Source organism: Bacillus cereus group sp. Bce041 (genome assembly GCF_052646455.1).
In genome coordinates this window covers 145,365-166,081 of the sequence record NZ_JBQXON010000007.1, presented here as the reverse complement: position 1 = coordinate 166,081, position 20,717 = coordinate 145,365, and the positions used below count along the sequence as shown (strand labels likewise).

The following is a 20,717-nucleotide window of genomic DNA, read 5'->3' as shown; positions in this document are numbered from 1 at the left end:
GCTTTTTGGTTTACAAAAATACCATTCATAAGCGATTTTAGTTAAAATAAATATTGCTGATTTTCACAAATTATAAATTGAGATTTTGAAATTGTATTCATAGTGAGAGGATTTGAATTTGAAATGATAGATAATTTTTGGCGTGAATTACCACGACCATTTTTCGTACTTGCACCAATGGAAGATGTGACAGACGTTGTTTTCCGTCACGTAGTAAGTGAAGCAGGTCGTCCGGACGTATTCTTCACAGAGTTTACAAACTCGGATAGCTATTGTCATCCAGAAGGTATGAAAAGTGTACGTGGCCGTTTAATTTTTACAGAAGACGAACAGCCGATGGTGGCACATATTTGGGGAGACAATCCCGAATACTTCCGTCAAATGAGTATTGGTATGGCAGAACTAGGATTTAAAGGCATCGATATTAACATGGGTTGCCCAGTACCGAACGTTGCATCAAGAGGAAAAGGTAGTGGCCTTATTCTACGTCCAGACGTTGCGGCAGAACTTATCCAAGCAGCAAAAGCGGGCGGACTACCTGTCAGCGTAAAAACACGACTTGGCTTTAAAGCGTTAAGCGAGTGGGAAGATTGGTTAACGCACATTTTCAAACAAGATATTGCAAACCTTTCTATTCACTTACGTACAAGAGAAGAAATGAGCCAAGTAGATGCGCATTGGGAACTAATTCCGGAAATTAAAAAATTACGTGACCGTATCGCACCAAATACGTTAATAACAATCAATGGAGACATCCTTGATCGTAAAATGGGGCTGGAACTTGCTGAAAAATACGGCATTGATGGCGTAATGATCGGACGAGGCATCTTCAAAAATCCATTTGCTTTTGAAAAAGAGCCAAGAGAGCATAGCAGTAAAGAGCACCTAGATCTTTTAAGACTACAACTTGATCTTCAAGATCAATATGCAGAAGTACTGCCACGCTCAATCACAGGGCTTCACCGCTTCTTCAAAATTTATGTAAAAGGCTTCCCTGGAGCTGCTGAATTGAGAAATCAATTGATGAGTACGAAATCGACTGATGAGGTGCGTGCTTTGTTGGATAAGTTTGAGGATAGTGTTGGTGTGGCTCAGGATAGTGAGACGGTGTAATACTTTGAAGATAGAGGGAAATGGATTGTATTAATTTGTGGGTAGTTATTTTATTTAGTTTTGAGTTTTTTTGTGAATGTAACTTTTTTTGTTGATACAGTCTGCTTGCTGAAAAAAGAAGTCTTTGAGAATATAATGAACTAACGAATACTCGTAAGGAGAAAAATGACAAGAGCTGGAGTAGAGTACATTAGGCTCTATCGAGGTATGAAATGTAATCTGAATAATAGACAGAAATAAAAAATCTCTTTATTTGAGCATGGCCATCAAGTTAAGAAAATGTATGATTTTTATCTAAATAGGACCTCCTTACATGCAGAGTGCATGTAAGGAGGTCCTATTTTATGTTCAAATTAATTAATTTAACAGCGGAAAAATTAAATCTAAATTTCCGATTATAAAAATATTGTTTTTCGACTTCTTTCGACATAATTTATAAAGTTAATTATTTAGTATTGGTATGAAGATCTTTTGAATAATAGTTATTTTTAAATATTCGATAATAATTTTAGAGTACTGTGGAATTTTCTTCTGATTTGAAGATTTTTTCTTATAGGAGCTACCAGAATTTTTTTATTTTAATTGGAGGGAAATTATGAAGAAAGTATTAATAGCTTTACTTACAGCAGGATTAATTACATCGGGTTGTCAAAAATCAACAGAATCAGTACCAACAAAAGAAGTAAGCCAAAATGTTAAGCAAGATGAGAAGAAAATTATGACGAATGAGAGCAATGATATTTCGACTTCAAATTTAAGTGGAATAGCAATGTACCTAAAAAAAACTTATCGACTTGAAGATTTAGAGAGAACGCTTTCATCCCCAAGAACAAAAGAGGAAACTAGATGGTTATATGTAGATAATTATGCTAAATATACATTTGAAAGTGATGGGAAAATTATTAATCATATTAAGATTGAATTATTAGAGCCAAAAGATTTGAAGTATAAGGATGCCTTCAAATTATTAGGTCTTGATATTATGTTAGGTACTAAAATTGAATCAGAAGGCACTGAGGCGGAAGGGTATGCAAAATATGATGTTCGAGGAAATGATGCGGAAAGTGTGCAGATTGAGAAGTTTTCAGGAACTGGGGGCGGTAGCATATCTGTAAGTGTGGATGGGGCTTTCAAAAATAAAGAAGGTACTGTTTGGTTGGATTGTGACCGGGATGGTAATGTGAAATTTATTGAAATGAATTATAAGGGTAAGGCGGTAGGAAATGAAACAAGTGTTGCTAACGAGAAATTAGAACCCTTTGATGCAGAGGCAGGATCGGAAGTAGGAAAGAATATTGCAAATATAAAAGTTTATGATACGAAGGATTTACTTATTGAACAAACCGGATTAGCCCCATTTTTATTTCAAGCAACGCTGTATGATAATCCAAATATGTATTATACAGCTGATTTTCCGATAAAAGTTCGAGTTGATAATAAGTCTACGGTAGAAGAAGCTGTGAAAATCGGAAATGAAATTAACAATTTAGTGGTAAGTGCTGTAAATAAAAAGTTTCCACATAAAAATTTTAGAGTCAAAACGTACATTTATCATACAGAATTGGATTCATCAGGTAATTTTAATGCTACTACATCAAAAAAATTGAAAATAATAGAAAATTAATATGTGAAACTTTGGGGATTTGATTTTAATAATAGGGCAGGGAGAAATAAAATAATGAATTGTACAGCATGTAATAAGAAATTATTGAAAACAAATAAGTACTGTACTAGTTGTGGTACAGAGAGAATAAATTTGGATGAATCAGAAGAACTATTTGATAATGGAGAATTCCATAACGATATTACGCCCCAAAATAGAAATGATAAAAACATAAAATTAATAAGAATTGCAAAAAAATCTCCTTGGTACGTGTGGATAATTGGGATTGTGTTTATAGTTATATTAGTTAACGTTCTAATTCAAAATAATAGTCCACAAGAAACAGTAAAAGGCTTTTTTAAAGCTCTTGAATCAAGAGATTTAAACAAAGCAGGTGAGTATATACATCCGAGTCTCCCTTGGGATGTAGAAGCTGGAAAACGTATTGGAATTCCAAAAAATGCGTCAATAGATATATTAAATATAGAAGAAAGAAAAGTTGGAGATAGAGCAAAATTAAAAGTTACGATAGATATCTCTCCAAAACCTTTATACGGCCCTAATCCTGACAATATTACTATTGATTTGAAGAAAGTTGACGGAAAGTGGCTAATTTATGATATGCAATAGTCTCCTATATGGATAAAATTCATCGAAACCCATAAACTCTAGTTTGTATAGAAGAAATATAACAATGTAAGAGACGAGCAGTGTATTTGAGGAATCAATGCACTGCTTTTATAGTTAACAAATATAAAATAGAATGTAGATCTAATGAACTAAGAAAAAATGAACCGAAAAGTTACTGTAACCCTTCTATAGAATCAAATTATTGCTTGGATTGTAGTATAGCCTCTATAATCATAAATTTGGTTAAGACTACAAAACCTCCCCCTAAAATGTTAAAGTAGTAACTTAACGACATTAATTTACACATGCTAAAAGCATTACTATAATCAACATTTCAGGAGGAAACCCAATGGCAATGAGCAACAACGATATATTAAAAAGAGTACGATACGCTTTAGATATAAAAGATATAGATATGGTAGAAATCTTTAAACTAGGCGGGATGGAAGTAACGAAAGAAGACGTAGTTGATATGCTTACAAAAATAAAGAGAGCTCCTCAGCATGAAGCTGAAAATGATGAGGTAGCTGAAGATGAGTACGTAAAAACATGCGATATGATGATGTTAGAGGCATTTTTAAATGGATTTATTACTTTAAAAAGAGGAAAGCAAGATCCGAAACCAGGGCAGCCTGCACCTGTACAGAGCAAGGAGAGTGCCAATAACCTTCTTCTAAAGAAAATGAAAATCGCACTATCTTTAACGAGTGAGGATGTACTTGATATATTAGATAGCGTAGGCGTTACGGTAACAAAAGGAGAGTTAGGCGCTCTATTAAGAAAGAAAGGCCATAAAAATTACAAAGAGTGTGGCGATAGATACGCAAGGAATTTCATTAAGGGATTAGGTGTAAAGTATAGAGGATAATGAGTTCGTTAAAGCAGTAAATGATATAATAGGTAGAGTAGGACGTTCGTATCCTACTCTTTTTTATTTGTAAAAATACTATGCCAGGTGATGAAATGGTACATACATATTTAGGTGAGACAATTAATTTTCATATAACTTATAAGAAGAAAAAGTCCGTGCGTCTTTTTGTGGATTCGTATGGAAATGTGGAAGTGCAGGCTCCGAAAGGGACACCTGTTGAATACTTAGTTCAGTTGCTAGAGGAAAAGTGGGATTGGATTCAGACAACACGTAAGGAAATGGCGGAGCGAGCGCGTGGACCACAGGAAAAGGATTATGATCAAGGAGAGGGCTTTTTGTATTTAGGGAATACGTATCCGATACAGATTTCCCAAGATGCAAGCATTGAGCAAGACAATGCGATTTTTGAAGGGGATAAGTTACATATTTATGTGAAAGAGCTTAAGGATGAGAAAATACAACAAGCTTTAAAACGATTTTACTATAAGCAGTGTAAATCTTTAGTAGAGAAGAGTATTAAAGTGCATCAAAGTAATTTCAAAACAAAACCACGTTCTATTCGTATTACAGATAGTAGTCGTACTTGGGGTACTTGCGATTCGAATTTACAACTAACATTCAATTGGAAGCTAGCAATGGCACCACAGCGAGTAATTGACTATGTGGTTGTTCATGAAATGTGTCATATGGTTCATTTAAATCATGATCGATCTTTTTGGCGTCTTGTCGGGAAGATAATGCCTGATTATAAAGAAATGGAGAATTGGTTAGCGTTATCTAGTTGGAAGATGACGGTTTAGGAAGGGATATCGATTTTTGTCTGTAAATCGATATTTCTTGTCGAATCGTTGATATATTGTGAGTTTTGATAGATATATTTTAAAAATCGTTGATATATTGTAAGTTATGATAGATATATTCGAAAAATCGTTGATATAATTTCATTTACCACAGGATTGTTCAACAAATCGAAAAGAGAAGAGGTCACAGCAGACATCTCCTCTTTTCGAGTATATAGATTATCGCCCAAACTTCACAATGAAAGTATCTGCTGTTTTCTCCATCTCATACCCACGATACCCCTCCGAAAGCAAAGCCTGCTGTCCACTAGCATCACTCATTAGAATACTTTGAATATCCGTCCAATCGCTTTCTTTATCTCCGCGCAATTTCTTCACAAAAACATACCGCAGACTACCACCATACTTCTCCTTTAGCGCAGCAATCGCCATCCCTTGCGCAAACTTATCCTTCAAACTCGGGATGTTAAAAGGAGCAACGGTGCAGCATACATAATCATATTTGCTATCTTCTTTTTGCAATTCGTCCATGATGACGTTTGCTAATATTTTTTGCATACCATTTCCTCGGCAGTTCGGATGAACGTTTGAGATTTCTTGATAGATGACGCGGTGCAGTTCACTTTCTGATAGACCAATATCAAGCCCTAAATGTTCATCGTCGATAGGAGGGACGAGTAGAGCGCGAAATGCGATGAGTTCGTTTTCGATAAAAGCACCGATCATCATGCCGTTTCCTTCTAGAATGTATTGAAATTCTTCTTGTGAGAGTGGTTGTAAACGACTTTTATCTTCTAGTGCTTCAACTACAATGTTTTGTAGTGATAAAATTTGTTCGATGTGCTCTAGTGATAGTAATGTAACGTGAAATGATTCGTTATTTTGTTTTAATGTTCCTTCGTATAGAACCGTCATATGATAGTCCTCCTTTAGCGTACAACGTCTTGAAAGACGGTTAGTTCTTGTAATGTATCTTCGTTTATTTCAATGCCGAGTCCGGGCTTTTCGTTTAAGCGAATGAATGGTACGTCGTAATGTAAGTTTCCGATGTCTTTTGTGAATTTTAATGGCCCTGTTAGCTCTACGCTCGTAATGATTTTTTTTGAGAAAGCGACATGGAATCCTGCGGAAGAGGCAACAGATGATTCGACCATTGATCCCACTTGGCATTCAATGCCTGCCATTTCTGCTTGATGAGCGAGCTTTACAGCTGGATATATGCCGCCGCATTTCATTAGTTTTATATTTACTTTATCAGCAGCTTCTAATTTAATAATTTGGCGCATTTCACGAGAACTTTTTAATCCTTCATCAATCATAAGCGGGAGGTCTGTTTTAGAACGAATATGAGCCATGGCATCAATATCGTCCGCGATAACAGGTTGTTCAATCCAGTCAATGTTTAAATGTCCTAATGAACGTAGTGCTGTTAATGTGTTTGCGCTATTTTTCCAGCCTTGGTTTACATCAACGCGAATAGCGATGTCATTTCCTACACGTTCTCGTACAACTTCAATACGTTTCACATCTTCTTTTACATTTGTACCAACTTTCATTTTGAAAGATTGGTAACCTTTTTGAATCATAGAAGCAGCTTCTTCAGCCATGTTTTCTGGATCGGCAATACTTAAAACATGAGTGACAGGGAATTCTTCATGGTAGCGCCCGCCAATTAATTGATATACAGGTTGATTTAGTTTTTTGCCCATTATATCAAAACAAGCAATATCAATTGCGGCTTTCGCTGTTGGAACACCGTAAATTGTATTGTCCATCATGTCGTGTATTTTTTCGATATTCATTGGATTTTGCCCGATTAGAGCAGGGGTTAGCGTATGTTTTAAAGTATAGAAAGTACTTTCCCATGATTCACCTGTGACGTGATCATCAGCAACGCCTTCACCGTAACCGATAATACCTTCATCTGTTTCCATTTTGACGATAATAGAGGGCATATCAGAATAAGAGCCATAACTAATAACAAACGGATTGCGAAGCGGTAAACGAATTGCGTAAAGATGAATAGCTGTAATTTTCATTGAATAGAGACCCCTTCCTGTTTACAATAGTTTTATACATTTGATATAGTTGACGTTAAATAGTCGTTAATTAATGATAAGGAGTTAGAGAAAATGATGATAAAAATTGCAGTTGTCGGTTCAAAGGAGTTTATGGAGAACCTTTTTCCTATTGCTCAAAAATTAGAAGGAATAGAAATTGATCCATATATTTACCTTCATCCGGCGGAATCTTCTGAACTATTAAAGTGTTTAAAGCCTTGTGATGTCATCTTTTTCTCAGGTGCTTTACCTTATTATATGGCAAAAGAAATAAGAGAACAATTACAAATTCCAAGTACATACTTACAGCAAGACGAGACAACTGTCGCATCTTCAATTCTTTCTATCATGTATCATCAAAGTATTCAACCACATAACATTTCCATCGATTTAGTAGACCTCTCGTTTATTACAAATGTGTTCCATGATATCGGTATAAAAGAAAGTCCGCAAGTGTTGGATTATGAAAATATGCTGTGGAGTAAGGATGAGATAAATAGAGTTATCGATTTTCATGTAGCTAAATATCAATCTGGAGAGGCTCATTTAGCTTTAACTAGTATTCACGCTGTTTACGACGAGCTTCAAAAAATAGGTGTTCCTTCAGAGCGTATGATTGATCCAACACAATCCGTTATACATGGGCTAAAAGATGCAAAAATAAAAGCTGAGTTAGCAAAAAGCTATTCAGCTACTGTTGGTGCTTGTATTATTTCTTCCTTAGAATTACGAACGAGTTTGCTTGAAAAACTAGATGTCATTTCAAAAGAGCTACGTGGTTCATTTAAACAAGTGGATGAAATGACATGCATTTTGTATACAACTCGTGGTGATATCGAATCAATTATTAAAACAAATGCGATAGATAACTTGTTTGCGAGCGTAGAAGGAACGATAGCTATTGGATTTGGTTATGGGAAAACCGTGAAAGAAGCGGAGCAAAATGCAAAAATTGCTCAAAGTTTTGCAAAGAACAATCCAATAGATCGTTGTTTTTATATACTAACAAGTGATAAAGATTTGTTTGGTCCGTTCCCGAAAGAACAGAGAGTACAAAGTTTGAAAAATGATAATCCGGAACTAATGAAAATAGCGAAGGAAACGAAGCTTAGTCCGGCCAACTTGTCAAAAATCATTCAATTTAGTCAATCGCACCCGTCATTGAAGTTTACAGCAGCTGACCTTTCTGAGTATTTACAAGTGACTCGAAGATCGACAGAAAGGTTGTTAAAGAAATTAGTTGATTACGGGTATGCTCATATTTGCGGCGAGGAAATGCCCTATCAACAAGGGCGACCTCGCGCACTATATGAACTGAATTTACCGCTATTTTTAAGCTTCTAGTTGAGCTTTTTGTTTCTTTAGTAGTTCTGCTTTTTCAATGTCTGATAGTTTTACAATTGTGAAGCCTGTTATACCATAAATGATTGAGATAATAGGTACGATGAAATTTAAAATAGCATAAGGGGCATATTCAAATGCACCTACGCCAAGTGTAGCGAGAATAAATACACCGCACGTATTCCAAGGAACGAAGACAGAAGTTAATGTTCCGCCATCTTCTAATGCTCTGGATAAGTTTTTTGAATGTAGTCCTTTTTCCGTGTATGCATTTGCGTACATTCTTGAAGGGACAACAATTGAAATATATTGTTCAGAGCAAGTAAGGTTTGTTGCAAAACAAGATGCGATAGTAGAAGCGATAAGCCCTTTTGCTGATGTTGCTAACTTTAAAATTTGATTTACAATTGAGCGAAGAATACCTGTATGTTCTAATACTCCTCCGAAAGTCATAGCGACAATTGTCATCGAGACTGTATTCATCATCGAATCTAAGCCACCGCGGTTAAATAGTTCGTCTACTAGCTTGTTTCCAGTGTCTATAACAAATCCAGCTTGGAGTGCACCGACAGATGCTGAGACAGAACCACCTTGAATAAAGACTTGTGATAAAAATCCTAAAATAATACCGACGAGAATCGCTGGTATAGCAGGGACCTTTTTAGCGACCAATACCATAACGACTACGGGTATAATGAGTAGGAAAGGTGAGATAACAAAGTTTTGTTGCAATACTTGTAACGTTTGATCGATGCTCTTCGCATCAATATTGTTAGCGCCGAAGCTTCTTCCTAAGACCGCGTAGACGATAAGAGTAATAATTAAACCTGGAACTGTAGTAAATAACATATGACGAATGTGTGCGAATAAATCTGTATTTGTTAATCCTGCGGCTAAGTTAGTTGTGTCTGAAAGCGGTGACATTTTATCGCCAAAATAAGAGCCTGAAATAATGGCACCAGCAACCATTGGAGCTGGAATTCCCATACTTAGGCCAATTCCCATTCCAGCAACACCAATTGTGCCCATTGTAGACCAAGAGCTACCAATTGCTAATGCTACGATAGAACAAATGACGGTAATGGAAACTAAAAATAGTGATGGAGTTAAAAGTTTTAAACCGTAATAAATCATCGTTGCGACGATTCCACCGCCAATCCAAGCACCAATTGTTAAGCCAACAAGAATAATAATGACGATAGCGGGTAATGCAAGACGAATCCCTTTATACATTGCTTCTTCAAGATCATTCCATTTGTAACCGTAACGCCAAGCGACAATAGAAGCAACGGTTGTACCAATAATAAGTGGAACGTGAGGGGTTTGTTTTAATACAACAATTGTAACCATCATAACTGCAACGGTAATGATAATAGGGATAATCGCTATTCCAAAAGGTATTTCTTTTTTCATAAAGTTCCTCCTTGTTACGTATGTTTGTTTGTATTTTTAGAATTGTCGTAAAATAGACGTTTATTAGGTTATGATAACTAAAAGTTTATGTAAGCGTCAACATAAAAAACAGAAAATAAGGAATGTTCTAGTTGTTTGTTTAGTTTGTAATATAAGTGCAGAGTAAGCTTTTTAAGTATTTAAAAATAAATAATTGACTTTTTTCTTAAAATTCAATATGTTCATAAAAACATCTGTTTTTCATAAGTATAATTAACCCGAATCGTTTGTAATGTGGGAAGGAGACTGGAACGTTGAAAACATTAGAACTACAAGAGCGCTTAACGGAGATTTTTCAGCATTTACACGAAAACCCTGAAGTAAGTTGGAAAGAATATGAAACGACAGCGTATATTACTGACTTTTTAAAAGAAGAAGGAATTTCATATAGAACATTTGATGATTGTCCAGGTGTAATTGCTGAGATTGGAGGCGGGAATCCAGTTATTGCGATTCGTGCTGATATGGATGCACTTTGGCAAGAAGTAAATGGAGAATTTAAAGCGAACCATTCATGTGGCCATGATGCTCATATGACCATTGTAATGGGACTTATTTTACAATTGAAAAATATGAGATGGAAAAGTGGTACGGTTAGATTTATTTTTCAGCCAGCAGAAGAGAAGGGGAATGGTGCTTTGAAGATGGTGGAGAAAGGTGCTGTAGATGATGCTAATTTCTTATTTGGCGTCCATCTAAGACCAATTGAAGAACTATCTTTGAAACAAGCAGCCCCATCTATTCGTCATGGAGCAGCAGGATTTTTAGAGGGTATGATTCATGGGGAGGATGCACACGGGGCAAGACCACATCAAGGTGTGAATGCAATTGATGTCATTTCCATGATTAATATCGGTTTGAAAAATATTTGGCTGCCACCGCAAAGTTCTTATTCAGTAAAAATGACGAGATGCCAAGCGGGTGGTGATAATTTAAATATTATTCCGGGAAATGGTCATTTCAGTTTAGATGTAAGAGCAGAGAGTAATATACTATTAGAAGAATTAAAGAAAAAGATTGAGCATGTAATAGAATCAGCTGCATCGATGGGATCAAAAACTTCATACGAATGGATGGATCTTGCACCAGGAGCAGAGGTTTCCGAAGAAGCAGAGCGCTTTATGCGTAAAGGTATTCTCGAAGTGTATGGGGAAGAGAGATGCACAGGGCCTCTCTATACGACAGGAAGCGATGATTTCCATTACTATACAGTGAAAAGACCACATTTAAAAGCTGTCATGCTTGGACTAGGAGCAGACCTACAACCTGGATTACACCATCCGTATATGAGGTTTGATCATAGTTGTATTATGGATGGGGTAGAAATATTGAAACAAACTGTATTGAAAGTGTTAGAAGACAGGGGCTAGAGAGCTCCTGTTTTTTTGTCGTGAATTGTCGGCAAATCGATATATTTGAAAAAACGTTGATATATTTTGAGTTATGATAGATATATTGAGAAAATCGTTGATATATTTGAAGTTACGATAGATATATTAAGAAAATCGTTGATATATTTGAAGTTACGATAGATATATTAAGAAAATCGTTAATATAATTTCACGTACCTATTAATTTGATGAAAAATGAGCCTCCAGTACATGGTGTATAATAATAAGTACCATTTTTTAATAGGAGAAAACGAATGAACGAACAATATTACGATGCAGTTTTACATATAAAAACAGTCGGTGAGCAAAAAGGGTTTAACAAGTCTATGCATTATCATCGCTATGAACCGACACCGTATAGCGGGTTAGATGAGTTATTGAATCAATATGAAATACGAAGTAGCGACCGAATTGTAGACTTTGGGTGCGGAAAAGGGCGATTAAACTTTTATATGCATCATAAATGTGGTGCTTCAGCAGTTGGAATTGAAATGAATGAAGAGTTTTATAAAGAAGCGATGGATAATCGAGATCGTTATGCACGAAAGGCACGAAACAGTAAGGGGAAAATTCAATTCCAATGTTGTTTAGCGCAGGAATATGAGATTGATCCACATGATAATAGGTTTTATTTCTTTAATCCATTTTCTATACAAGTGTTTATGAATGTAGTAAATAACATTTTGCTTTCAGTAGAAGAAACGGGGAGAGAAGTGGATATTATTTTATATTATCCTTCTGAGGACTATATTTTCTTCTTAGAAAATCAGACTGCGTTTGAGCTGAAGAAAGAAGTTAGATTGCCAGGTGCTTATGAGAAGAATGGGAATGAGAGGTTTTTAGTTTATAGATTGGAGTGTTAATGTATGGGGGCTTGGGGAGTAGCAATATTATCAGACGATATTGCTGAAGATATTAAGTTACTGTATAAGGATTTGTTAGCAAATGAATATTCAAATGAGGACGCAAGTAGGATTGTAATTGAGGAATACAAGAATGAATTAGATAATGAAGAGACTATTGTTTTTTGGTTAGTATTTGCTTCCATACAATGGAGGTTAGGGAGACTTCAAGAGAATGTTAAGCAGGAGGCATTGCAAATAATAGAAAGTGGTGCAGATTTAGCCCGTTGGGAAGAAGAACCTAAATTACAGAAGAAACGTGAAGTAGTTTTAAATAAACTAAGAGAGCAGTTACATTCTCGGCAGCCAGAAGCTAAAAAAGTGCCGAAAAGATTTATAGCTAATACTTCTTTAAAAGCAGGTGATGCTGTTAGTTATGAATTAGTATCAGGGAGTTGTATTATTCTTAAAGTCATTGAGATTATTGAGGAATGGCACGGAGATAGGTATCCTCTATTTGAAATATGTGACTGGGAAGGCAAAGAAGTTCCTTCAAAGGAACAAATTAACCAATTTGGTTTAAAGAAAAGGATTTATGAAGATGGAAAGCAAGAAATGATGAAACTTGCTATTTATCCTTCAGGAAAAAGAGATAATCCAACTAAGAGAATGCAAATAGTAGCAGAAAATGTAAAAGTAGTATTGAATGTAGGTACACCTTATACAGTAATGAGTTGGAAGGAACTTGATAACTATTTACATGAAATATAATAAAAAAGACGCGCTACCAATAGGTAGCGCGTCTTTTTTATTAGTTACGGATTAAGTAATCAAATGCACCTAAAGCTGCGTTTGCACCTGAACCCATAGAGATGATGATTTGTTTGTACGGATTATTTGTACAGTCACCTGCAGCAAACACTCCTGGTACGTTTGTAGCGCCGTGCTTGTCTGTTACGATTTCACCGCGAACGCGTTCAACTGTTTCGCCTAACCAGTCTGTGTTTGGTACAAGACCGATTTGTACGAATACACCTTGTAATTCAACGTGATGAACTTCTTCAGTTTCACGATCGATGTAAGAAATACCGTTTACTTTATCAGTACCAGTGATTTCTTTCGTTTGAACGTTTTTCAGAACAGTTACGTTTGGTAAGCTGTTAAGACGCTCTTGTAATACAGCATCAGCTTTTAATTCTGGCATGAATTCAAGAACAGTTACGTGCTTAACGATACCTGCTAAGTCGATAGCTGCTTCAATACCAGAGTTACCTCCGCCGATAACTGCTACGTCTTTTCCAGTGAATAATGGACCGTCACAGTGTGGGCAATATGCTACACCTTTATTTTTGAACTCAGCTTCACCTGGTACGCCAACATTACGCCAGCGAGCACCTGTAGAAACGATTACGCTCTTACTTTTCAGAATAGCGCCGTTTTCAAGTTCCACTTCAATAAGTTCTTTTTTCTCTAAACGTTTCGCACGTTGTAGATTCATTACATCGATGTCGTATTCTTTTACGTGCTCTTCAAGGCTTGCTACTAGCTTAGGACCTTCAGTCTTTTTCACGCTGATGAAGTTCTCAATGCCCATAGTATCCATTACTTGACCACCGAAGCGCTCAGCAACGATACCAGTGCGGATGCCTTTACGTGCTGCGTAAATTGCTGCACTTGCACCAGCAGGGCCGCCACCAACAACAAGAACATCGTATGGATCTTTATCAGAAAGCTCTGATGCATCTGGACCGTTACCCATTTTAGCTAAAATTTCTTCAAGTGTCATACGACCGCTTCCGAAAGATTCGCCGTTTAGGTAAACAGTTGGTACTGCCATAATGTCTTTGCTTTCTACTTCCTCTTTGAATGCAGCGCCATCAATCATAGTATGTGTAATACCAGGGTTAAGAACGCTCATTACGTTAAGAGCTTGTACAACATCAGGACAGTTATGACAACTTAGGCTGATATAAGATTCAAAATGATATTCGCCTTGAATGTTTTTAATTTGATCGATTAATTTTTGTTCAACTTTTGGAGCGCGTCCACTTACTTGTAGTAAAGCTAACACTAATGATGTAAATTCGTGTCCTAATGGAATACCAGCGAATACGACACCAGTGTTTTCACCAGGGCGGTTTACGCTAAAGCTTGGTGTTCTCTCTAATTCAACTTTTTCTACTGTAATCTTAGATGACATAGTAGCTAATTCGTCTACTAGAGCTAACATATCTTTAGATACGTTATCGTCTCCTGCGCTTACTTTAAGTAAAATATCGTTCTCCATTAATTGAAGGTATTGGGATAGTTGTGTTTTTATATCTGCATCTAGTATCATTTTGATCGAACTCCTTAGATTTTGCCTACAAGGTCAAGGCTTGGTTTAAGTGTTGCAGAACCCTCTTGCCATTTAGCTGGGCAAACTTCACCTGGGTTGTTACGTACGTATTGAGCAGCTTTAATTTTGTTAACAAGAATGCTTGCGTCACGGCCGATACCGTCAGCATTGATTTCCATAGATTGGATAACGCCGTCTGGATCGATGATGAATGTACCACGAGCAGCAAGACCTTCTTCTTCCATTAAAACGTTGAAGTTTGTAGTGATTGTGCGAGTTGGGTCACCAATCATGATGTACTCGATTTTGCCGATAGTTTCTGAGCTATCATGCCATGCTTTGTGAGTGAAGTGAGTGTCTGTAGATACAGAGTATACTTCAACGCCTAAGTCTTTTAGAGTTGCGTATTGGTTTTGTAAGTCTTCAAGTTCAGTTGGGCAAACGAATGTGAAGTCAGCTGGGTAGAAACAAACTACACTCCATTTTCCTTTTAAACTTTCGTCAGTAACTTGGATAAATTCTCCATTATGGTAAGCATTAGCTTTAAACGGTTTTACTTCTGTGCCGATTAATAACATGTTAAAATTCCTCCTAAATGTTGGTTTTGAGCATCAAAAAATAGTGTGCTCATAAAATATATTTTTTAATTAACTATAATAATTCTAATTCGATATTAATTATCATATAGAAGTGGTTATTTTGTCAAGAGAATAAACCAACTTTATACCAATTTAATTAATATTTATTCTCAATTAAGACTAACAGGGAATGGAAAGGTAATTTTAAGTCTATAAATTTTAGATGAGTAGTTGAAAGTTTAGTGTGTATGTTAGAGATAGTGTGTAAGTTTAATTTCTTAGGAAGGAAATATTTCTTAGAAGTTATGTATTTGAAAAGGAACTGCTTATTTCTATTTTACAAAGAATTGTGCGATAAATAAAATAAAATAAAATGAATCGAAATCTTTTTGAACAATTTTTGTCATCTCAAATATATAATTAGGAAGTATATTACGATGATAGTTAGAAATATTGACTCAAAGTGCTAACGAGATATAATAAAACCTAGATATACCTTTCAAAAAGAAGAATACATATTTATAGGATGAAAAAATTCAACCTATTATTTTTTATAGCTTTTAGAAAACGCTTACAATTGGTGTGGAGGGGAAACCATGTCTAAGTTCACAAAGTATTTTTTAATGGAAGCTAAAGATGTGATTGCATATGTGAAAGAGAAATTATCTAAGTTTGAACATGCAAAGGGGTTACAGTGTAAAGAAATAGGTGATGGCAATTTAAATTATGTGTTCCGCGTTTGGGATGAAAAAGAGAACATGTCTGTCATCGTAAAGCAAGCTGGGGATACAGCTCGCATTTCAGATGAGTTTAAGTTGTCGACGAATCGTATTCGTATAGAATCAGATGTTTTGCAGTTAGAGGATGAGTTAGCACCTGGACTTGTTCCTAAGGTGTATTTATTTGATAGTGTGATGAATTGTTGCGTAATGGAAGATTTATCGGATCACACAATATTACGTACAGCACTTATAAATCATCAAATATTTCCGAGGCTTGCGGATGATTTAACTACTTTTATGGTAAATACACTTTTGTTAACATCGGATGTTGTAATGAATCATAAAGAGAAGAAGAAACTTGTGAAGAATTATATAAATCCTGAATTATGTGAGATTACAGAGGACCTCGTATATTCAGAACCATTTACAAATCATAATAAGCGTAATGAGTTATTTCCGTTAAATGAGGGATGGATTAGGGAACATATTTATAGTGATAAAGAGCTTCGTATGGAAGTAGCGAAACGTAAATTTTCTTTTATGACGAATGCACAGGCATTACTTCATGGTGATTTACATACTGGTTCTGTTTTTGTAAGAGATGATTCTACAAAGGTTATTGATCCTGAGTTTGCTTTTTATGGACCTATGGGATATGACGTTGGGAATGTAATGGCGAATTTAATGTTTGCTTGGGTGAATGCAGATGCAACGATGTCACCTGGAGCTGAGAAAGATACGTATATGGATTGGTTACAAACTACGATGGTAGAGGTAATTGATTTATTTAAGCAGAAGTTTTTAGGTGCTTGGGATATTCATGTGACCGAGATTATGGCGAAGGAAGAAGGCTTTAGCGAAGTCTATTTGCAATCTGTATTAGAGGATACAGCTGCAGTGACAGGTCTGGAATTAATTCGCCGTATTGTTGGATTAGCGAAAGTAAAAGATATTACTTGTATTGGGAATGAGGAAGCACGTGCTAGAGCGGAGCGAATTTGTCTTCAAGTAGCGAAGGGTTTTATTTTACGAGCGAATCAATATAGAACGGGCACAAGTTTTGTAGAAACGTTAAAAGAACAGTCAATGCACTACGCGAAGTAAGGGGAGAATATGATGGAAGAGCAATTAATACCAATTCAGTGGAAAGATGATGCTTTAGTTTTGTTAGATCAAACGTTATTACCAAATGAAATTGTCTATGAATCTTTTAAAACAGCTGAAAGTGTGTGGGATGCGATTCAAGTAATGAAAGTACGAGGTGCACCCGCGATTGGTGTTTCAGCTGCTTATGGAGTGTATTTAGGGATAAAGGAATTTGCTGAAAGTACGGAAGAGGGATTTATGGATGAAGTAAGAAAGGTATGTACATACTTGGCGACATCAAGACCGACTGCCGTAAATTTATTTTGGGCACTTGAAAGAATGGAAAGTGTAGCGACAGATAATATTCATTTATCAATCTCACAGCTGAAAAATAGATTACTAGAAGAGGCAAAAGAGATTCATAGAGAAGATGAAGAAATTAACCGTCAAATTGGAGAACATGCATTAACATTATTCCATGATGGAATGGGAGTATTAACACATTGTAATGCTGGTGCGTTAGCGACAACTAAGTATGGTACCGCGACAGCTCCCATGTACTTAGCGAAAGAAAAAGGATGGGACTTAAAAATCTATTCTGATGAAACACGCCCTAGATTACAAGGTTCAACGTTAACAGCATTAGAACTGCAGCGAGCAGGCATTGACGTTACTGTTATTACAGATAATATGGCAGCTATGGTCATGTCACAAGGGAAGATTGATGCGGTAATTGTTGGATGTGATCGTGTGGCAGCAAATGGTGATGTAGCAAATAAAATTGGCACATTAGGCGTATCTATTTTAGCTAAGTACTACAACATTCCGTTTTATGTAGCAGCGCCAACACCGACAATTGATTTAAAGACATCGACAGGAAAAGAAATTCCGATTGAAGAAAGAGATGCTTCTGAAGTGATTAATCGCTTCGGACAATATTCTGCTCCGAAAGAAAGTAAAGTATATAATCCAGCATTTGATGTTACTCCACATGAAAATGTAACAGCGATTATTACAGAAAAAGGGATTGTAAAGGCACCGTTTACGGAGAATTTAAAAAAGCTATTTCAATAAGTAGATAAATGTAAAAGTCAGTCATCATAAGCTTCATACTTAGGGGGATGTATATGTTATTACAAAAAGAAAGAGAAGAAATTGTAGCGTATGGAAAGAAAATGATTTCTAGTGGTTTAACAAAGGGAACGGGCGGTAATATTAGTATCTTTAATCGTGAACAAGGTCTTGTTGCGATTAGCCCAAGTGGTTTAGAGTATTATGAAACAAAGCCTGAAGATGTAGTTATATTAAACCTAGATGGTGAAGTAGTAGAAGGAGAGAGAAAACCATCAAGTGAATTAGATATGCACCTTATTTACTATAGGAAGCGTGAAGATATAAATGCGCTTGTGCATACACACTCTCCTTACGCGAAGACGATTGCATCATTAGGATGGGAGCTTCCTGCTGTATCGTATTTAATTGCTTTCGCAGGACCGAATGTGCGCTGTGCACCGTATGAAACATTTGGTACGAAGCAATTAGCGGAGGCTGCTTTTGAAGGCATGATTGATCGCCGTGCTGTTTTACTTGCAAATCACGGTTTAATTGCTGGTGCAAATAATATAAAAATGGCGTTTACTGTTGCAGAAGAGATTGAGTTTTGTGCTCAAATTTATTATCAAACGAAAAGCATTGGGGAACCAAAGCTATTGCCAGAAGATGAGATGGAGAATTTGGCGAAGAAGTTTGAAGGGTATGGGCAGCAGTAGAATGAAACAAAAACACCCTCAAGAAATCTTGAGGGTGTTTTTTAAGCTTTTTTAAGCAACAAATACATAAAGTAAGGAGCCCCAATTAAAGCAACGACAATACCTGCTGGAATGCCATTAGGATCAACGATATTTCGTCCGATTGTATCTGCTAATAATAATAGCCATCCGCCGATTAAAAGGGCGATAGGCATGAAGATTTGATGTCTTGGACCTACTAAAGATTTCGCGATATGAGGAGCCATTAATCCGATAAAGCTAATTCCTCCTGTTACGGAAACAGCTGCGGCTGCAAGTGCAACGGCTGCAACTAATAAGTACCTGCGTTCTTTTTCAATTTCAATTCCAACGCCAATTGCGACTGGTTCGTTTAATGCTAAAATGTTTAATCGATTTGCTTTATAGAAAACAAACGGAATGAATACGATTAACCATGGGAGCATTGCTAAAACGAAAATCCAGTCATCTCCCCAAATATTTCCGGCAATCCATTTTGAGATAAAGTCCACTTTCATACGATCAGCGGATGAAATAAGGACAATCATCGCTCCAGATAGTGCAAATGCAAAACCGATACCAGTTAATGTTAATCGTATTGGTTGAAGTCCAGTTGATTTACTATATGAAAACACGTAAATTAGAACAGCTGTCAGAAATGCCCCAATAAATCCAACGACAGGTAGTAAGTAAAGAAATGAACCTACGTCTATTGGAAAGTATAAAAAGAAAATAGCAACAGCAACACCAGCCCCAGAGTTAATACCAAGAATACCAGGTTCAGCTAAATCATTTCGGGTAATTCCTTGCAGAATAGCCCCTGATAAAGCGAGAGCCATACCAGCTAATAATGTAATGACAATTCTAGGTAGTCTTAAAGAGTATAAAACAAACTCCTCTTTAAAAGTCCCTTGCCCCATTAATGTTGGGAGTAGTCGATCATAAGATAAAGATGCTGAACCAAGTCCCATTCCAACTACAATGGTTGTGATGATTACTATAAGTAAAGCGAGTATAATGAGACGCTGTTTTCTTAAAATAGATTGCATCATGAGAATGTTTTTCCTCCTTTACGTACAATGAATAGGAAGAATGGTAACCCTACAATCGCAACAATTGCCGCAACTGGTGTTTCGTATGGAGCGTTAATAGTACGTCCGATTGTATCTGCAAGTAGCATAAAGGAAGCTCCAGCAATTGCTGACATCGGTATAACAAATCGGTAATCTGGACCGACAATTGGGCGTACCATGTGAGGTACCATTAAGCCGATAAATGCCATATTTCCAACAAGCGCTACAGATGCACCTGCAAGTAAGATAATAATGATAAATAAAATAGTTTTAATAACAATAATTTTTTGACCTAGTCCAATAGCCACTTCTTCACTGAAACTAAGAACTGTCAATTTTTTTGCTAGTAAGATAGCGATAAAGATACTAATTGAAATGACTGGAATAATAATTTTTAATTGGCTCCAAGTTGTTCCAATTACGCCCCCAGCAGTCCAAAGTGATACATCTTGTGAAATTTTAAAGTAAATGCCGATTCCTTCTGAAATTGCGAGTAGAAATGCTGAAACTGCAGCGCCCGCTAATACAATTCGAAGAGGAGAAAGGCCGCCTTTTTTCACCATACCAATTCCAAATACCATAATTGCGCCAATTGCAGCACCGATAAAGCAAGCTAATGTTAAGTAAAGATAGCTGATGGAAGGGTTGAAAGCAAGTGTCAGTGCAAGCGCAGCATTTGCTCCACCAGATAGCCCTAATAATCCAGGGTCCGCAAGTGGATTTCGTGTTAATCCTTGCATAATTGCCCCAGAAACGGCTAATCCAGCTCCTACAAAAATAGCAGCAACTTCACGTGGTAAACGTATTTCTCGAATAATAGATATTTTGTCTCCTTTAGCGGAGGAAGTGAGTGCTAACCATACATCTTTTATCGAAGTATCTGCAGCACCTAATACCATTGCAACCATAAAAATAAGAAAGAATGCAATTAAGCTTAAAATTAGTTTGTATGTAAAAGCTATAGAACGTGGATTGTCATGATCTTTTGTCATTCGTTTCACATCTTTTCTGTTCATAGAATAAAGGAAGAGGAATTCTTAAATTAAGAATT

General features: G+C 36.3%; 19 protein-coding genes. 12 read left to right on the top strand and 7 right to left on the bottom strand.

What is annotated here, in order from left to right; genetic code table 11:
- The first annotated feature begins 123 nt into the window (after window positions 1-123).
- From ACUN13_RS21785 to ACUN13_RS21765, 5 genes are all read left to right on the top strand, one after another.
- The gene (locus ACUN13_RS21785; protein WP_000566701.1) at window positions 124-1,113 is read left to right on the top strand and encodes a tRNA dihydrouridine synthase; all 990 of its coding nucleotides are present in this window, start codon (window positions 124-126) and stop codon (window positions 1,111-1,113) included.
- A gap of 595 nt (window positions 1,114-1,708) precedes the next feature.
- The gene (locus tag ACUN13_RS21780) at window positions 1,709-2,737 is read left to right on the top strand and encodes a hypothetical protein (protein WP_000756602.1); all 1,029 of its coding nucleotides are present in this window, start codon (window positions 1,709-1,711) and stop codon (window positions 2,735-2,737) included.
- Window positions 2,738-2,791: 54 nt separating this feature from the next.
- On the top strand, window positions 2,792-3,346 hold the full coding sequence (locus tag ACUN13_RS21775; RefSeq protein ID WP_000995851.1) for a zinc ribbon domain-containing protein: 555 nt from the start codon (window positions 2,792-2,794) through the stop codon (window positions 3,344-3,346).
- Window positions 3,347-3,695: 349 nt separating this feature from the next.
- Window positions 3,696-4,214: a YehS family protein gene (locus ACUN13_RS21770; protein ID WP_001251702.1), complete on the top strand. Its 519-nt coding sequence runs from the start codon at window positions 3,696-3,698 to the stop codon at window positions 4,212-4,214.
- Between the two features lie 95 nt (window positions 4,215-4,309).
- Entirely contained in the window at window positions 4,310-5,017 is a 708-nt protein-coding gene (locus tag ACUN13_RS21765) for a M48 family metallopeptidase (protein ID WP_000233760.1), read from the top strand.
- A 219-nt stretch (window positions 5,018-5,236) separates the two neighbouring features.
- On the opposite strand, the gene ACUN13_RS21760 is transcribed toward ACUN13_RS21765, so the two are convergent.
- Together ACUN13_RS21760 and ACUN13_RS21755 are read right to left on the bottom strand one after the other, a co-directional pair.
- Window positions 5,237-5,932: a hypothetical protein gene (locus tag ACUN13_RS21760; protein ID WP_000217554.1), complete on the bottom strand. Its 696-nt coding sequence runs from the start codon at window positions 5,930-5,932 to the stop codon at window positions 5,237-5,239.
- A 14-nt stretch (window positions 5,933-5,946) separates the two neighbouring features.
- Window positions 5,947-7,056: a mandelate racemase/muconate lactonizing enzyme family protein gene (locus ACUN13_RS21755; RefSeq protein WP_445423952.1), complete on the bottom strand. Its 1,110-nt coding sequence runs from the start codon at window positions 7,054-7,056 to the stop codon at window positions 5,947-5,949.
- 93 nt (window positions 7,057-7,149) lie between these two features.
- Between ACUN13_RS21755 and ACUN13_RS21750 the strand changes: the two genes are divergently transcribed.
- Complete coding sequence (locus ACUN13_RS21750) at window positions 7,150-8,421, top strand: transcriptional regulator (RefSeq protein ID WP_445423951.1); 1,272 nt, start codon at window positions 7,150-7,152, stop codon at window positions 8,419-8,421.
- On the opposite strand, the gene nhaC is transcribed toward ACUN13_RS21750, so the two are convergent.
- The gene (nhaC, locus tag ACUN13_RS21745; RefSeq protein ID WP_017657392.1) at window positions 8,410-9,831 is read right to left on the bottom strand and encodes a Na+/H+ antiporter NhaC; all 1,422 of its coding nucleotides are present in this window, start codon (window positions 9,829-9,831) and stop codon (window positions 8,410-8,412) included. The genes ACUN13_RS21750 and nhaC overlap by 12 nt on opposite strands.
- 293 nt (window positions 9,832-10,124) lie before the next feature.
- Here nhaC and ACUN13_RS21740 point away from each other — a divergent pair, with 293 nt between their 5' ends.
- The 3 genes from ACUN13_RS21740 to ACUN13_RS21730 all read left to right on the top strand — a co-directional run bounded on the left by ACUN13_RS21740 (window position 10,125) and on the right by ACUN13_RS21730 (window position 12,874).
- Window positions 10,125-11,240: a M20 peptidase aminoacylase family protein gene (locus ACUN13_RS21740; RefSeq protein ID WP_445423950.1), complete on the top strand. Its 1,116-nt coding sequence runs from the start codon at window positions 10,125-10,127 to the stop codon at window positions 11,238-11,240.
- A 275-nt stretch (window positions 11,241-11,515) separates the two neighbouring features.
- Entirely contained in the window at window positions 11,516-12,124 is a 609-nt protein-coding gene (locus tag ACUN13_RS21735) for an SAM-dependent methyltransferase (RefSeq protein ID WP_001005621.1), read from the top strand.
- A gap of 3 nt (window positions 12,125-12,127) precedes the next feature.
- Entirely contained in the window at window positions 12,128-12,874 is a 747-nt protein-coding gene (locus ACUN13_RS21730; RefSeq protein ID WP_000501503.1) for a hypothetical protein, read from the top strand.
- Between the two features lie 40 nt (window positions 12,875-12,914).
- Here the strand turns inward: ACUN13_RS21730 and ahpF are convergent, their stop codons facing one another.
- Window positions 12,915-14,441 (bottom strand): alkyl hydroperoxide reductase subunit F, encoded by a 1,527-nt coding sequence (ahpF, locus tag ACUN13_RS21725; protein ID WP_000599508.1) that lies wholly within the window; start codon window positions 14,439-14,441, stop codon window positions 12,915-12,917.
- Between the two features lie 14 nt (window positions 14,442-14,455).
- Entirely contained in the window at window positions 14,456-15,019 is a 564-nt protein-coding gene (gene ahpC, locus ACUN13_RS21720; protein WP_000924420.1) for an alkyl hydroperoxide reductase subunit C, read from the bottom strand.
- 596 nt (window positions 15,020-15,615) lie between these two features.
- On the opposite strand from ahpC, the gene mtnK reads away from it, so the two are divergent.
- The 3 genes from mtnK to ACUN13_RS21705 are packed head-to-tail and all read left to right on the top strand — an operon-like array spanning window position 15,616 to window position 18,596.
- Complete coding sequence (gene mtnK, locus ACUN13_RS21715) at window positions 15,616-16,845, top strand: S-methyl-5-thioribose kinase (RefSeq protein ID WP_000033226.1); 1,230 nt, start codon at window positions 15,616-15,618, stop codon at window positions 16,843-16,845.
- A gap of 9 nt (window positions 16,846-16,854) precedes the next feature.
- Window positions 16,855-17,901 carry an S-methyl-5-thioribose-1-phosphate isomerase gene (gene mtnA / locus ACUN13_RS21710; RefSeq protein ID WP_025690395.1) on the top strand — a complete coding sequence of 349 codons (1,047 nt, stop codon included), beginning with the start codon at window positions 16,855-16,857 and terminating at the stop codon, window positions 17,899-17,901.
- Between the two features lie 53 nt (window positions 17,902-17,954).
- The gene (locus ACUN13_RS21705; protein WP_000926557.1) at window positions 17,955-18,596 is read left to right on the top strand and encodes an L-fuculose-phosphate aldolase; all 642 of its coding nucleotides are present in this window, start codon (window positions 17,955-17,957) and stop codon (window positions 18,594-18,596) included.
- A 41-nt stretch (window positions 18,597-18,637) separates the two neighbouring features.
- Here the strand turns inward: ACUN13_RS21705 and ACUN13_RS21700 are convergent, their stop codons facing one another.
- Together ACUN13_RS21700 and ACUN13_RS21695 are read right to left on the bottom strand one after the other, a co-directional pair.
- Window positions 18,638-19,645 (bottom strand): FecCD family ABC transporter permease, encoded by a 1,008-nt coding sequence (locus ACUN13_RS21700; protein WP_000983751.1) that lies wholly within the window; start codon window positions 19,643-19,645, stop codon window positions 18,638-18,640.
- Window positions 19,642-20,682 (bottom strand): FecCD family ABC transporter permease, encoded by a 1,041-nt coding sequence (locus ACUN13_RS21695; protein WP_002025239.1) that lies wholly within the window; start codon window positions 20,680-20,682, stop codon window positions 19,642-19,644. Before ACUN13_RS21695 ends, ACUN13_RS21700 begins: the two co-directional genes overlap by 4 nt.
- Window positions 20,683-20,717 lie beyond the last annotated feature (35 nt).

Excerpts from the sequence above, each read along its gene's own strand:
- ACUN13_RS21750 (WP_445423951.1), top strand. The coding sequence starts at position 7,150 with ATGATGATAAAAATTGCAGTTGTCGGTTCAAAGGAGTTTATGGAGAAC.
- ACUN13_RS21765 (WP_000233760.1), top strand. The coding sequence starts at position 4,310 with ATGGTACATACATATTTAGGTGAGACAATTAATTTTCATATAACTTAT.
- ACUN13_RS21755 (WP_445423952.1), bottom strand. The coding sequence starts at position 7,056 with ATGAAAATTACAGCTATTCATCTTTACGCAATTCGTTTACCGCTTCGC.
- ACUN13_RS21695 (WP_002025239.1), bottom strand. The coding sequence starts at position 20,682 with ATGAACAGAAAAGATGTGAAACGAATGACAAAAGATCATGACAATCCA.
- mtnA (WP_025690395.1), top strand. The coding sequence starts at position 16,855 with ATGATGGAAGAGCAATTAATACCAATTCAGTGGAAAGATGATGCTTTA.
- ACUN13_RS21730 (WP_000501503.1), top strand. The coding sequence starts at position 12,128 with ATGGGGGCTTGGGGAGTAGCAATATTATCAGACGATATTGCTGAAGAT.
- mtnK (WP_000033226.1), top strand. The coding sequence starts at position 15,616 with ATGTCTAAGTTCACAAAGTATTTTTTAATGGAAGCTAAAGATGTGATT.
- ACUN13_RS21700 (WP_000983751.1), bottom strand. The coding sequence starts at position 19,645 with ATGATGCAATCTATTTTAAGAAAACAGCGTCTCATTATACTCGCTTTA.
- ACUN13_RS21735 (WP_001005621.1), top strand. The coding sequence starts at position 11,516 with ATGAACGAACAATATTACGATGCAGTTTTACATATAAAAACAGTCGGT.
- ACUN13_RS21780 (WP_000756602.1), top strand. The coding sequence starts at position 1,709 with ATGAAGAAAGTATTAATAGCTTTACTTACAGCAGGATTAATTACATCG.
- nhaC (WP_017657392.1), bottom strand. The coding sequence starts at position 9,831 with ATGAAAAAAGAAATACCTTTTGGAATAGCGATTATCCCTATTATCATT.
- ACUN13_RS21760 (WP_000217554.1), bottom strand. The coding sequence starts at position 5,932 with ATGACGGTTCTATACGAAGGAACATTAAAACAAAATAACGAATCATTT.
- ACUN13_RS21775 (WP_000995851.1), top strand. The coding sequence starts at position 2,792 with ATGAATTGTACAGCATGTAATAAGAAATTATTGAAAACAAATAAGTAC.
- ACUN13_RS21785 (WP_000566701.1), top strand. The coding sequence starts at position 124 with ATGATAGATAATTTTTGGCGTGAATTACCACGACCATTTTTCGTACTT.
- ahpC (WP_000924420.1), bottom strand. The coding sequence starts at position 15,019 with ATGTTATTAATCGGCACAGAAGTAAAACCGTTTAAAGCTAATGCTTAC.
- ACUN13_RS21705 (WP_000926557.1), top strand. The coding sequence starts at position 17,955 with ATGTTATTACAAAAAGAAAGAGAAGAAATTGTAGCGTATGGAAAGAAA.
- ACUN13_RS21770 (WP_001251702.1), top strand. The coding sequence starts at position 3,696 with ATGGCAATGAGCAACAACGATATATTAAAAAGAGTACGATACGCTTTA.
- ahpF (WP_000599508.1), bottom strand. The coding sequence starts at position 14,441 with ATGATACTAGATGCAGATATAAAAACACAACTATCCCAATACCTTCAA.